Genomic DNA, 13,772 nt, shown 5'->3' with positions numbered 1-13,772 from the left:
GCCCGCTCCCACATTGGTTTGTCGGTGAACATTAAATTTTTGTGCGAGGACACCGTTTTGCGCTCTACCGAAGTCGTGATCATTGGCGCTGGCGCCGCAGGGTTGATGTGCGCGCTGACCGCGGCCGCGCGCGGGCGGCAGGTGATGTTGCTGGACCACGCCAACAAGGCCGGCAAGAAAATCCTCATGTCGGGCGGCGGGCGCTGCAATTTCACCAACATGTACACCGAGCCGGGCAATTTCCTGTCGCAGAACCCGCACTTCTGCAAGTCGGCCCTGGCCCGCTACACCCAGTGGGATTTCATCGCGCTGGTGGCCAAGCACGGCGTGCCTTATCACGAAAAAAAGCTCGGCCAGTTGTTCTGCGATAACAAGTCCAGCGACATCCTCGGCCTGCTGTTGGATGAATGCGACCAGGCCGGCGTCAGCCTGCACCTGGACACCTCGATCACGCAGATCGAAAAAACCGACGGCGGCTACCGGCTGCAAACCACCCTCGGCGCCCTCGCCTGCCAATCCCTGGTGATCGCCACGGGTGGGCTGTCGATCCCCACGCTCGGGGCAACCGGCTTCGGTTATCAGGTGGCAAAACAGTTTGGCCACGAACTGCTGCCGACCCGCGCCGGCCTGGTGCCGTTCACCATCACCGATCAGCTCAAGGCCCTGTGCACTGAACTCTCGGGCACCTCGGTAGATTGCCTGGTGAGCTGCAACGACCAGAGTTTTCGCGAGAACATCCTGTTCACCCATCGCGGCCTGAGCGGCCCGGCGATCCTGCAGATTTCCTCGTTCTGGGAACCAGGGGACACGGTGCAGATCAACCTGCTGCCCGACCACGATGTGCCGCAATGGCTGCAACAGCAACAGGCCGAACGCCCCAACAGCGAACTCAAGACTCTGCTGGGCGAGTTGTTCACCAAGAAAATGGCCAACCTGCTGGCCGACACTTGGTTCGTGTCCAAACCCATGAAGCAATACACCCACGCAGAGCTGGCGGACATCGCCGAGAAACTGGCGAGCTGGAATGTCGTCCCCGCCGGCACCGAAGGCTACCGCACCGCCGAAGTCACCCTCGGCGGCGTCGACACCCGGGAAGTCTCGTCCAAGACCATGGAGTCGCTGAAAAGCCCGGGCCTGTATTTCATCGGCGAAGTGCTGGACGTCACCGGGCACCTGGGCGGGTTCAATTTCCAGTGGGCCTGGGCTTCCGGGTATGCGGCGGCGCAGTACGTCTGAGCCGACACGACTCGAATGTGGGTAATAAACCCTGTGGGAGCGGGCTTGCTCGCGAAGGCGGTGTATCAGGCAATTCAATAGCGGCTGACACACCGCTTTCGCGAGCAAGCCCGCTCCTACAGTAGCTCGGCGGCGGACATCGGAACACTTTTTGCTGCCAGATGTGATCGCCGCCATTGCGTCGGCGTCATTACTGCCTCAATTTAGCGTCATTGCCCGTCAGGCCCGTGCACTTCATGTCAGCGAACTCGTTTAGCCAGTCTTTGCGTCGCCTTTGGGCGTTGGATAAGTTCAGTTATAGCGTGCGGGTCTTCATCGCCCTGACCGGCAGCATGGGGTTGTGTTGGTACCTGGACGAGATGGCGCTGCTGATTCCCTTGTTCCTGGGCATCATCGCCAGCGCCCTGGCCGAGACCGACGACAGTTGGCAGGGCCGCCTCAATGCGCTGGCAGTCACGCTGCTGTGTTTCAGCACCGCAGCGCTGTCGGTGGAGTTGCTGTTTCCGTACCCCATCCTGTTCATCGTCGCCCTGGCCCTGGCGGCATTCGGCCTGACCATGCTTGGCGCCTTGGGCGAACGTTATGGCGCAATTGCCTCGGCCACCCTGATTCTTTCGGTCTACACCATGATCGGCGTGGACCAGCGCGGCGTCGCCGTCAACGATTTCTGGCACGAACCCCTGCTATTGGTCGCCGGTGCCGCGTGGTACGGCGTGCTGTCGGTCGTGTGGCAGGCATTGTTTTCCAACCAGCCGGTGCAGCAAAGCCTGGCGCGGCTGTTTCGCGAACTGGGACGCTACCTCAAGCTCAAATCATCGCTCCTGGAGCCGATCCGCCAACTGGACATCGAAGCACGCCGCCTGGAGCTGGCCCAGCAAAACGGTCGGGTGGTCGCTGCGCTCAACAGCGCGAAGGAAATCATCCTGCACCGCGTCGGCAATGGCCGGCCCGGCTCGAAGGTCAGCCGCTACCTGAAGCTGTACTTCCTGGCCCAGGACATCCACGAACGGGCCAGCTCGTCCCACTATCCCTACAACGCCCTGGCCGAGGCGTTCTTCCACAGCGACGTGCTGTTCCGCTGCCAACGCCTGCTGCGCCAGCAAGGCAAGGCCTGCCAGGCGCTGGCCGAATCGATCCAACTGCGCCAGCCATTCATCTACGACGATACTTTTGCCGAAGCCCTCAACGACCTGCACGCGTCCCTCGAACACCTGCGCATCCAGAGCAACCCGGCCTGGCGCGGCTTGCTGCGGTCGTTGCGAGCCCTGTCGGTGAACCTGGGCACCATGGACCGCCTGCTCAGCGACGCGAGCAACCCCGACGCCCTGGCCGACGCCACCGACAGCAGCCTGCTGGACCGCTCGCCGCGCAATCTCAAGGACGTCTGGCTGCGCTTGCGTACGCAGCTTACGCCCACCTCGCTGCTGTTCCGCCATGCCCTGCGCCTGCCCCTGGCCCTGAGCGTGGGCTACGCCATGGTGCACCTGATCCACCCGTCCCAGGGTTATTGGATCATCCTCACCACGCTGTTCGTCTGCCAACCCAACTATGGCGCCACCCGGCGCAAGCTCGGCCAGCGGATCATCGGCACCGCCATCGGCCTGACCGTGGCCTGGGCGCTGTTCGACCTGTTTCCCAATCCGCTGGTGCAATCGTGCTTCGCCATTGCCGCCGGGGTGGTGTTCTTTACCAACCGCACCACCCGCTACACCCTGGCGACGGCGGCGATCACCGTCATGGTGCTGTTCTGCTTCAACCAGGTGGGCGACGGCTACGGGCTGCTGCTGCCACGGTTGTTCGATACCTTGCTGGGCAGCCTGATCGCCGGGCTGGCGGTGTTCCTGTTCCTGCCCGACTGGCAAGGTCGGCGGCTGAACAAGGTGCTGGCCAACACGCTGACCTGCAACAGCATTTACCTGCGCCAGATCATGCAGCAATACGCCGCCGGCAAAAGCGACGACCTGGCTTATCGCCTGGCCCGACGCAACGCCCACAACGCCGATGCCGCGCTGTCCACCACGCTGGCCAACATGCTGATGGAGCCGGGGCACTTCCGCAAGGAAGCCGACGTGGGCTTCCGCTTCCTGGTGCTGTCCCACACCCTGCTCAGCTACCTGTCAGGCCTGGGCGCCCATCGCGGCACCGAGTTGCCGACGCAAGTACGCGAACAATTGATCGACGGTGCCGGGGTGAAACTGGCGGCGAGCATCGACGAAATCGCACAAGGCCTGGCAAGCAAACAGCCGATCGCGATCCAGAGCGATGAAGAGGAAGCCCTGGCCAGTGAGTTGGAGCAGATGCCTGATGAGATCGACGAAGGACAGCGGTTGGTGCAGACGCAATTGGGGTTGATCTGTCGGCAGCTGGGGCCGTTGCGCACGTTGGCGGCGCATCTGATCAAGGACACTGGCGAGGCTTGAGGGTTGTAGGGAATGGGCCGCCCCCTTCGCGAGCAAGCCCGCTCCCACAGGAGTACGCATTCCAAATGTGGGAGCGGGCTTGCTCGCGAAGAGGCCAGTCCAGGCAAATCAACCTTTAAGCTCACATACCATGTTGCTTGAGCAACCGGTCATAACTCCCATCCGCCTTCATCGCCGCGATCGCCCGATCGAACCCGGCCACGATCTGCTCATGCTCCGGGTTCTTCAGGCTGACCAGGATGTGCAGGCTGTTTTCGCTCAAGGGCTTGGGCAGGAACTCCACGGCGCTGCGCACCGTGGGCGATTCACGGGCCAGGTAATAGCGGGCGACGTACTCGTCCTCCAGGGTCAACTTCACCCGGTCGGCCGCCAGCATGCGCACCGCCATGGCGAAATTGTGCACCGGCACTTTCTGCATTTTCGGGTCTTCGTCGAACGCCTTGGAATAGGCGTAACCACGCACCACGGCGATGGGATACGCACGCAACTGGGGCAGGCTATCAAACTGGATCGCTTCGTCCTTGCGCTTGATGAAGCGCACGCGGTTGAGCAGGTATTCGGCCGAGAACCGGCCTATGTGCGTGCGCTCCTCGCTGTACCAGGCATTGATCAGCACATCATAGCGGCCCTCGCCGATACCCAGCATCGCCCGGGCCCAGGGCACTTGTTCGAAGTCCGTGGCATAACCGGCCCGCGCCAGGGCCGTGCTGACGATGTCGGTCGCCAGGCCGCCATTGATCAGGGTGGAATCGGTAAAGGGCGGCCAGGCATCGGCAACCAGGCGCAACTTCTGCGCACAGGCTTCGTAGCTCAGCAACAGCAACCCGATCAATGCAAGAGCTCGATGCAATCGCGGCATGCCAAACATCCTTGACGGGTTCAAAGCCCGGTTTGTTTTTAGCCCAAACCCAACGGGCATCCTCGGACACCCGGTCCTAACATTAGCTCATTGGAACCGCTGCGCAGCGCTGCCATGAAGATTACACAAAGACGACAGTCCCGCGACAAAGGAATGATGGCATTTTGGTCTTTGTCACAGATTTTCGGGTCGTGCAAGCAAGAGACTTCCGAGCCAAGCACGCTTACTATCGGCATCAGGTTCTTCAGGAAATTCAAAAAATGGATATCGAATGGGTCTGCAAACATCACACTGACCTGAGCAAGGAGCAGCTGTATGCCGTCCTCAAGCTGCGCGCCGAGGTGTTCGTCGTCGAGCAGAACTGCGCCTACCCGGACGTTGACGGCCTGGACCTGGAGGGCGACACCTGCCACTTGATGGCCTGGCACGACAACCACTTGGTGGCTTACCTGCGCCTGCTCGACCCGCACTCGCAAAACAGCGACGTGGTGATCGGGCGCGTGATCATCGCGCCACAGGCACGCGGCCAGGGGTTGGGCCATACGCTGATGGAAAAGGCCCTCAAGCAGGCCGAGAAGCATTGGCCCGGCGTATCGATCTCGTTGTCGGCCCAGGCGCATTTGCAGGGGTATTACGGGCGGTATGGGTTTGAAGTGGTGGGGGTGGAATACATGGAGGATGGGATTCCACACATCGGCATGCATCGTCCTTAAGATCCCCTTCGCGAGCAAGCCCGCTCCCACAAGGGTTCCGAGGTGGACACAGATTTTGTGCCCACAGAAGACCACACTGTGGGAGTGTGGCTTGCTCGCGAAGGCGTCAGGCCAGACACAACCAGTATTCAGGGATACTCAAGCACCGCCTTGATCCGCGGCAAATTCCCCTCGATCCACCCCCGATCGATCGCCCCCCAATCGCGGATCCGATACCGCCCGGCATGGTTGCGCGCGCCGTCCTCTTGCTCGAACTCACACACGATATCCAGGTCAGCCAGCGCGGCGATGGTGTCCTGGGCGGTACGCCGGGGCATGCCGGTGGCTTCGGTGAGCGCCGGGACGTTGCTGGCCAGGCCGCTGTCGATCAGGTAAGCCACGTACAGGCGACGGTAGAAACTGGTCTTGGTCTTGCTCACGTCCATCCGGTCATTCCTTGTGAGGTTGCAGGTCCCGCCAGGTCAGGTACACCCGCAGGTCGAATTCCAACTGGTGATAGCCCGGCAGCATGTGTTCGCAGAGTTGGTAGAAGGCCTTGTTGTGGTCTGACTCCTTGAAGTGCGCCAGCTCGTGCACAACGATCATCTTCAGGAACTCGGGCGCTGCGTCCTTGAACAGCGCCGCGATGCGGATTTCCTTCTTGGCCTTGAGCTTGCCGCCCTGTACCCGCGACACCGCGGTGTGCAGGCCGAGGGCGCGGTGGGTCAGGTCCAGGCGACTGTCGAACAACACCTTGTCGATGGCCGGTGCGTTACGCAGGTATTGCTGCTTGAGGTCCAGCGCATATCCGTACAGGGCCTTGTCGCTCTGGATTGGATGCCGACCCGGATAGCGCTGTTGCAGGTATTCGCCCAGGCGGTCCTGGGCGATCAATTGCTGCACTTGGGCTTGCAGGGCGGCAGGATAGGCCTGGAGGTATTTGAGTGCGGTCATCAAGAGGGCAACACAGTCACAAGAGGCCGCCAGTGTAGCGAATTCAGGCCTGCACCGCGCTCCAGTCGAAGGGCGTGGCGAAGGCATTGGTGTCTTCGGCCATCAACGGTCGCGCCACGAGGAACCCTTGCACGTACTCGCAGCCATGGGCCTGCAGCCACTGATACTGCTCACGGGTTTCCACCCCTTCGGCGATCACCCGCAAGCCCAGCTGCGTACACAGGTCGATCACCGAGGCCGCCAACGCCGCATCCCGGGGCGACCCTGGCAAACGGGCGATCAAGTGCCGATCAAGCTTGAGGGTATCGAGTTCAAGGTCGCGCAGATGCGCCAGCGAACAAGGCCCCGAACCAAAGTCATCCAAGGCCACCCGCACGCCCAGTTGGCGCAGCAGACGCAATTGCTTTTGGGTTTCATCGGGGTTGCGCATCAGCGCATCCTCGGTCACCTCGACCTCCAGTTGCCGAGGCTTCAAGGCATGGCGTTCCAGGACCTGGCGCAACTCGGTCACCAGGTTCGGCATACCGAATTGAGTGCTGCTCAGGCTCACGCCCAACACCAGGTCGTCCGCGAACAAGCGCTCCCAGACTTTGCGCTGGGCCGCGCTGCGATGATAGATCCAACTGCCCAGCCGACTGATCAACCGCGCCTCTTCCAGCAACGGCAGGAACAGCCCCGGCGGCACATCGCCGACGCTCGGGTGCTGCCAGCGCAACAGCGCCTCGAATCCGCGGATCCGCCCGTCGACGATACTCACCTGCGGCTGGTAGACCATATTGAAATCACGGTTCTCGATAGCCGAGCGCACGCTCTCTTCCAGCATCAGCCGTGAACGGGCCCGCCCGTTCATTTCGTGATCGTAGAAACGGTATTGCTGGCGGCCGGCACGCTTGGCTTCGTACATGGCGATGTCGGACGCCCGCAGCAGCCCATCGAGGTTGGCGCCACAGTCGGGGTAGGTCGCAATGCCGATGCTGGCGCCGAGCGCCACGTCCATGCCTTCGATCTGCTGGCAGATCGCGACGCGCTCGATGAGCTTCTCCGCGATCTTCGCCGCCTGCTCGGGAAACTCCAGGTCCAGCAGCGCCGTGAACTCGTCCCCACCCAGCCGCGCCAGAATATCGAAGGGGCGCAGGCACGCCTTCAACTGCTCCGACACCCAGCGCAAAACCCGGTCCCCGGCGTCGTGCCCCAGTGAGTCGTTGACCCGCTTGAAACCATCGAGGTCCAGGTACAGCAACACCCAGTTGCTTTCCAGGCGCTCGCTGCGCATCAACAGGTTTTCCGCGGTCTGGTAGAACCCCCGGCGGTTGAGCAAGCCGGTCAGCGGGTCCGTAACGGCCTGGTATTCGAGTTGCTGGTGCAGGTGGCGCACAACGGACATGTCCTGGAGCGTCACCACCATTGCCTTCTGCTCCGAAGGCAACGGGGCGCAGGACAAGGCCACCGACACTTGCTGGCCGGGTGCCGTGCGCAGCACTGCGTCATGCAATCGCCAGGTTTCACCACGCTGATAAGCGTTGTGGATATCGGAACCGATCCATTCGGGGATGTGCGGTTTTTGCAGGAAATCCAGGAATGGCATGTCCTGCAACTGCTCGGCGGTGGCATTGAGCAAGCGGCAGGTGGACGGGTTGGCGAAGCGGATGCAACCGTTCTCATCCACCACCAGGATGCCTTCGGCGGCGTTGTCCAGCACCGAGGCATTGAACGCCCTGGCCGCTTCGAGATCCTGGCTCAGGCGCTGCAAGGCCCGGCGATTGCGCTGGTGCTCGAGCAACGCCTGGACCTTGGGCTTGAGGATTTGCGGATCGAAGGGCTTGAACAGGTAGTCCACCGCGCCACTGGCGTAGCCCTTGATGACCGCGTCCTGGGACTGCTCGTTGGCGGTCAGGAAAATGATCGGCGTGAGCCGCGTGCGCTGGCTGCCACGCATCAGGCGCGCCACTTCGAACCCGTCCATGTCGGGCATCTGCACATCCAGCAGAACCAGATCGATGTCGTGCTCAAGCAGCAGGTTAAGCGCCTCGACCCCCGAGGACGCGGTCATCACCCGCCAATCCTGACGCTGCAACAAGGCCCGCATGCTGAGCAGGTTTTCAGGGTAATCATCAACAATCAAAAGGACAGAGCTGTCTTCGCCGGGCGTTGGTTGCGCGCATTCCATGCTGCTTCTCTTATCGGGCGCCACGTCCGTTTTTACGTAGCAAAGCGGACAAATACTGTCCCCTCACTCTAGACCGGGATTTTGAAAAACAGTAGGTGTCAACGCGCCATCATTCAGACAAAGCCCGAAATAGCCGACTAACGGTCACCCTCCCCAGGCACAGAAACTGCAAAGACCTCATCGACGAACAATTGACGTCAAACATCCGCCGAACGGTCTACAAGAAAAGCCCAAGTCCAGCGTTCCGAAACGCTTCAAAAGGGCGGTTTAAAGCCTCCCGCTACGGCATTCACCTTTACATCTTTGATACGCAGGACCTGGACATGATCGATCTCGCAACCTGGAACTTGAGCATCCCCGAGGGCGCCCCACCGGCCACCATTGAAACCTCACAATTGGTTCAAGGCTTCAAGAACCAGTACTTCAACTCTGAAACCGGCACGGTGTTTTTCTGGGCCCCCGTGACAGGCGCCACGACGGCCAATGCTATTTACCCACGCAGCGAACTGCGCGAAACCAATAGCGACGGCACCTTGTGCAATTGGCTTTACCCGTCGGCGGACAACACCTTGCGCGCGACCGTCACCGTCAACCAGGTGCCCAGCACCGGCAAGATCGTGATCGGCCAGATTCACACCAAAGACAGCACCAGTCCGATGGTGAAACTGGAATACCAATACAAAACCTACAGCTCCACCGGAAACATCGTCGCCAAGGTGCGTCTTCGTCCGGACGACGCGACGGGCCAGGTCATTACCATCGCCACGGGCGTGACCCTCAACCGGAGTTTTTCCTACATGATCCACCTGAGCCCGAAGGGCGCACTCGGCATCACGGCGGCGGGCTACAACTGGCGAACCACCGTTGATCCGAGCTGGAAAGTCAAACCGCTCTATTTCAAGGCGGGTGTGTATGTGCAGGACAATACCGGCTACGTCACCGAAGGTGGGAAAGTGACGTTCAGCCTGCTGGAAATCAAACACACCACGCTTTGATTGCAGCCTGCTGCGTCGTAATAGCGGCACGGAACGCTGCTATCGGCGCCCCTCCTTAGAAAGCATCCGGCTTGGGTAATACCTGTCAGTTAAGTGGATAGCACGGGCAAACACACAAACCGTGGCGAGGGAGCTTGCTCCCGCTGGGCTGCGTAGCAGCCCCAAAAACAGGGCCGCTTCGCGACCCAGCGGGAGCAAGCTCCCTCGCCACAGGGTTACTGCCGGGCTTTATTTCGCTTAACTGTCGGCATTATCCGGCTTGGGTGCTTTTTTTTGCCCTGCCCTAAATAGCTGCCAAATAGCCATCGCGTAATGGTTCCAAGAAAAAGCCCGGCACCCGACCAACGGTTGATTATCTCGGGCACAAATCCGGAAAACACCACTCTGACGGTCTGCTGACGCCAACTCTCCGCCGGACGAATGCGCCAAATTCCCGTCCGCGCCCCTTCTTGGCCTCAGCAAAAGTGCGTCCTAGAGCCTCCGGCGATGGCGTGAATCATTTCTTTTGCAGTAGAAAGGATCCGAACATGGTCGACCTTGCAACCTGGAACCTGAGCATCCCTGAAGGCAGCCCGCCGAAAACCATCGAAACCCCTCGACTGGTGGATGGGTTCCAGGACAAATATTTCAACTCCGAAGGCAGCACGGTGTATTTCTGGTCTCCGGTCACCGGCACCAAGACTGAAAACGCCATCTACCCCCGCAGCGAATTACGCGAGACCTACCGGGACGGCACCTTGCGCAACTGGGTTTATCCCGACGCCGACAACCAGCTACGAGCAAGCTTGGTGGTCAACCAGGTGCCCAGCAGCGGCAAGATCGTGATCGGCCAGATCCATGCCAAGGACAGCAGCAAGCCCATGGTCAAGCTGGAATACCAATACAAGGAAGACAGCGCCACCGGGAACATCGTCGCCAAGGTCCGCATGCGGCCCGATGACAGCGAAGGCAGGGTGATTACCGTGGCCACTGGGGTGAAGCTCAATCGCTCCTTCTCTTACCGGATTCATCTGGATCGTACCGGCGACCTGGGCATTACCGCAGCGGGTAATAGCTGGTACACCACCGTCGGCGCGGCGTGGCGCGACAAGCCGTTGTACTTCAAGGCCGGGGTGTATGTGCAGGACAACACGGGCTATACCAGTGAAGGTGGGAAAGTGACGTTCAGCGTGTTGGATATCGATCACAACACCTGAACTTTTACGTCCTAAAATCTCGTAGGAATTTACACCCTGTGGCGAGGGAGCTAGCTCCCGCTGGGCTGCGAAGCGGCCCCTTCTTTCCGCCAGCTCCATCTCATGCACCGGTTTTACGGCGGCTGCGCCCCCGAGCGGGAGCAAGCTCCCTCGCCACAGGGGGTCGGTGCGTCCTACAGGGCCGATTTTGGCCTTGGGAATCTGCTCTATAGTTCGGTGGGTCTGCTGGCTTTGGTCAGTGGGCAAGGGTTTCGCAGCCCGCTGACAGAACAGAGACTTTGCACCGTCAAATGAAAATTCAGGCAAACTCGCCTGCGTTCGTTTTATGGCGGTTGCGTGCGGGAGACCTTCGGGTCTGCCGGGTTTGGTCTCTATCTCGGTCTGCGAACCCGCGCGCAACTGCCACCTATTTGTTTCGCAGCAAGCAGGTGGCAATTAATTTTTATTAATAGAGCCCAAAACTTATGACGACGACTCAATCACTTAGCCGCTTCACCCCTCTCACTCCAATCGCCACCACCCAACCTGTGCTATTCATCGACAAAACCGTCCCGCTAACAGAGCTTCACGCCTGTGCGAGCGAACGTCTGCATGCCACGCTCGATTACCTGACGTTCATGGCCTGCGCCACCCTGCGCGACTCGGCCGCCAGCGACCTCAACATCCTCACCAATGTCGCCCGGATCCTGGTCCAGGACGTGACCGACGTGTTCGGGGTAATAGAACAACGCGGCCTCGAAGACCAATAAAGCCCTCCCGGCGGGAGATGTTCACCCTGTGGGAGCGAGCTTGCTCGCGATAGCGCTGGGTCAGCAGCATGGATGTCGACTGACACAGCACTATCTGAATCTGTGTGTATATCCGTTTTTTTTGTAACGGCTACCTATGGTTCCGCCCTTACGGCGGCTCACTTTTGAGAAGCCCGGAAGCCGGCCCAGTCAAAAGTAAGCAAAACGCTTCTGCCCCACCACTTGGCACCTCGCTTTGGCTCGGTGTTCCCTCACTCCGGCATTGCTCCGTGGGCCCGCCGCGAAGGGCCATCCATGGCCCAGCGCGGCTAACCCGGCATCCATGCCGGGTTGCCCACTCCACAATGCCTGCGTTCGGCCAGCGTGGTTAACGGGGCGCCGAGATCAACGTCCACCACGAGGCGGCCTTAAAGCCGACCTGGCTCTTGATGGGGACCGCGTTCCTCCTGTGGGAGCGGGCTTGCTCGCGAAGAGGCCGGTGCATTCAAAATCTTTCATCGACTGAACCACCGCCAAAGCAAGTTCACTTCTAAATCCGCCCGCAAAGTCATCAAGGATGACAGGAGGTCATGTGCATATTCTTTTGAGCAGAGTAGGATTAAATCCCGTCTTATCCAGGAGGCCTATCATGCGTAGCACTCAACAATTCAGCATCACGCTGCCTAACCAGATGGCCGACGTAGTGAAAGCCAAGGTGGCTGCCGGTGAATACGCCACTGAAAGTGAGGTCATTCGTGACGGCCTCCGGGCGCTGCTGGCTCGTGATCGGGCGCTGGAAAACTGGCTGGTAGGCCAAGTAGCCCCGGCTTACGACGCCTTGAAAGCCGACCCCTCGCGCGCACTCAGCGCTGATCAGGTACGCTCTCGATTGGCGACAGAACACCAGAACGCAGCTATAAAACCCTGAATGACGTGTACCGTCGAATTTGCACCGGAAGCCCTTGAACAGTTAGCTGCGCTCTATCGCTACATTGCCACAGAGGCTTCACCGGAAATTGCCCATCGGTATACCGACGCCATCGTGACCTACTGCGAAGAACTGCGGGTGTTTCCGCACCGAGGGAATCTGAGGGAGGATATACGCCCAGGCCTGCGCATCACCAACTACCGCAAGCGGACCGTTATTGCCTTTTCCGTTAATGTCTCACGAGTTTCCATCTTGGGCGTTTTTTATGGCGGACAGGACTTTGAGGTCACTTTGCAGTGCGAGCGCAACGATTGACGCTAAATCCAAAACATAAAAAACCCGCATCACTGCGGGTTTTCTAACAACGCTAAACCATCAATTAACCTTAGCGTTCAACTCACCCTTCAAATACCGCTGATACATAGCCTCCAAAGAGATCGGCTTGATCTTGGAAGCATTACCCGCCGTACCAAACGCCTCATAACGCGCAATACAAACATCCCGCATCGCCGTCACCGTCGCGCCAAAGAACTTACGCGGATCAAACTCGCTAGGATTGGTCGCCATCAACCGACGCATCGCACCAGTGGAAGCCAAACGCAGGTCAGTGTCGATGTTGACCTTGCGCACGCCGTACTTGATACCTTCGACGATCTCCTCAACCGGCACACCGTAGGTTTCCTTGATGTCGCCACCGTACTGGTTGATGATCGCCAGCCACTCCTGCGGTACCGAAGAAGAACCGTGCATCACCAAGTGAGTGTTGGGAATGCGCTTGTGGATTTCCTTGATGCGGTCGATGGCCAGCACGTCGCCGGTAGGCGGCTTGGTGAACTTGTAGGCGCCGTGGCTGGTGCCAATGGCGATGGCCAGGGCGTCGACCTGGGTTTTCTTGACGAAATCCGCAGCTTCTTCCGGGTCGGTCAGCATTTGGCTGTGGTCGAGCACGCCTTCGGCGCCGATACCGTCTTCTTCACCGGCCATGCCGGTTTCCAGTGAACCCAGGCAACCCAGTTCACCTTCCACCGAGACGCCACAGGCATGGGCCATGGCGACGGTTTGCTGGGTGACGCGTACGTTGTATTCGTAGTCGGTCGGGGTCTTGCCGTCTTCGCCAAGGGAACCGTCCATCATCACCGAGCTGAAGCCCAGTTGGATGGAGCGCTGGCAGACGTCCGGGCTGGTGCCGTGGTCCTGGTGCATGCACACCGGGATGTGCGGGAATTCTTCGATCGCCGCCAGGATCAGGTGACGCAGGAATGGCGCGCCGGCGTATTTGCGGGCGCCGGCCGAAGCCTGGACGATCACCGGAGAGTCAGTCTTGTCAGCGGCTTCCATGATGGCGCGCATCTGCTCAAGGTTGTTGACGTTAAAGGCTGGAACGCCGTAGCCGAACTCGGCTGCGTGGTCCAGCATCTGACGCATGCTGATAAGTGCCATTGTGTCTCTCTCCCGGTCGAGGGTCGTTAATCGTGCCAGCCTGCCGGAGCGGCGGCGGCTATTCAAGTCATTGCGGATCGGGGGTTGGCCCCGGCCTGCGTGTTCGGTGAAGCAAAATCTCAAAACGTATAGAGGTCCCTGTGGGAGCGGGCTTGCT

Annotated in this window: 13 protein-coding genes; 8 read left to right on the top strand and 5 right to left on the bottom strand. The window is 60.1% G+C overall.

Translation table 11 applies throughout. The features are described 5' to 3' along the window. Positions 1 to 57 precede the first annotated feature (57 nt). Positions 58 to 1,236 carry a BaiN/RdsA family NAD(P)/FAD-dependent oxidoreductase gene (locus tag M1D99_RS02540; RefSeq protein ID WP_411385845.1) on the top strand — a complete coding sequence of 393 codons (1,179 nt, stop codon included), beginning with the start codon at positions 58 to 60 and terminating at the stop codon, positions 1,234 to 1,236. Positions 1,237 to 1,472: 236 nt separating this feature from the next. After that, complete coding sequence (yccS, locus tag M1D99_RS02535; protein ID WP_186707112.1) at positions 1,473 to 3,656, top strand: YccS family putative transporter; 2,184 nt, start codon at positions 1,473 to 1,475, stop codon at positions 3,654 to 3,656. Between the two features lie 121 nt (positions 3,657 to 3,777). Here yccS and M1D99_RS02530 read toward each other — a convergent pair whose 3' ends face one another. Beyond that, the gene (locus tag M1D99_RS02530) at positions 3,778 to 4,515 is read right to left on the bottom strand and encodes a substrate-binding periplasmic protein (protein ID WP_186707111.1); all 738 of its coding nucleotides are present in this window, start codon (positions 4,513 to 4,515) and stop codon (positions 3,778 to 3,780) included. A 260-nt stretch (positions 4,516 to 4,775) separates the two neighbouring features. On the opposite strand from M1D99_RS02530, the gene M1D99_RS02525 reads away from it, so the two are divergent. Beyond that, entirely contained in the window at positions 4,776 to 5,228 is a 453-nt protein-coding gene (locus M1D99_RS02525) for a GNAT family N-acetyltransferase (RefSeq protein ID WP_186707110.1), read from the top strand. A gap of 128 nt (positions 5,229 to 5,356) precedes the next feature. On the opposite strand, the gene M1D99_RS02520 is transcribed toward M1D99_RS02525, so the two are convergent. The 3 genes from M1D99_RS02520 to M1D99_RS02510 are packed head-to-tail and all read right to left on the bottom strand — an operon-like array spanning position 5,357 to position 8,328. Beyond that, complete coding sequence (locus tag M1D99_RS02520; protein ID WP_186707109.1) at positions 5,357 to 5,653, bottom strand: winged helix-turn-helix domain-containing protein; 297 nt, start codon at positions 5,651 to 5,653, stop codon at positions 5,357 to 5,359. Positions 5,654 to 5,657: 4 nt separating this feature from the next. After that, on the bottom strand, positions 5,658 to 6,161 hold the full coding sequence (locus M1D99_RS02515; protein ID WP_186707108.1) for a M48 metallopeptidase family protein: 504 nt from the start codon (positions 6,159 to 6,161) through the stop codon (positions 5,658 to 5,660). Between the two features lie 43 nt (positions 6,162 to 6,204). Further along, complete coding sequence (locus M1D99_RS02510; protein ID WP_434573832.1) at positions 6,205 to 8,328, bottom strand: putative bifunctional diguanylate cyclase/phosphodiesterase; 2,124 nt, start codon at positions 8,326 to 8,328, stop codon at positions 6,205 to 6,207. A 323-nt stretch (positions 8,329 to 8,651) separates the two neighbouring features. Between M1D99_RS02510 and M1D99_RS02505 the strand changes: the two genes are divergently transcribed. The 5 genes from M1D99_RS02505 (at position 8,652) to M1D99_RS02485 (ending at position 12,490) form a co-directional block, all read left to right on the top strand. Beyond that, entirely contained in the window at positions 8,652 to 9,323 is a 672-nt protein-coding gene (locus tag M1D99_RS02505) for a polysaccharide lyase family 7 protein (protein WP_458131339.1), read from the top strand. A gap of 527 nt (positions 9,324 to 9,850) precedes the next feature. Beyond that, a complete protein-coding gene (locus M1D99_RS02500) occupies positions 9,851 to 10,519 on the top strand; it encodes a polysaccharide lyase family 7 protein (protein WP_053126121.1) in 669 nt (222 codons plus the stop codon). A 464-nt stretch (positions 10,520 to 10,983) separates the two neighbouring features. After that, positions 10,984 to 11,268 (top strand): fructose-bisphosphate aldolase, encoded by a 285-nt coding sequence (locus M1D99_RS02495; protein WP_458131338.1) that lies wholly within the window; start codon positions 10,984 to 10,986, stop codon positions 11,266 to 11,268. A 628-nt stretch (positions 11,269 to 11,896) separates the two neighbouring features. Continuing rightward, on the top strand, positions 11,897 to 12,175 hold the full coding sequence (locus tag M1D99_RS02490) for a ribbon-helix-helix domain-containing protein (protein WP_434573826.1): 279 nt from the start codon (positions 11,897 to 11,899) through the stop codon (positions 12,173 to 12,175). Then, entirely contained in the window at positions 12,176 to 12,490 is a 315-nt protein-coding gene (locus M1D99_RS02485) for a type II toxin-antitoxin system RelE/ParE family toxin (protein WP_434573824.1), read from the top strand. Positions 12,491 to 12,550: 60 nt separating this feature from the next. On the opposite strand, the gene fba is transcribed toward M1D99_RS02485, so the two are convergent. Continuing rightward, a complete protein-coding gene (gene fba, locus M1D99_RS02480) occupies positions 12,551 to 13,615 on the bottom strand; it encodes a class II fructose-bisphosphate aldolase (protein WP_003177554.1) in 1,065 nt (354 codons plus the stop codon). Positions 13,616 to 13,772: the final 157 nt, after the last annotated feature.

This window comes from Pseudomonas sp. R3-41, assembly GCF_054161485.1.
Note: the sequence above shows the minus strand (reverse complement) of the source record. Positions and strands in the feature narration are given on the sequence as shown.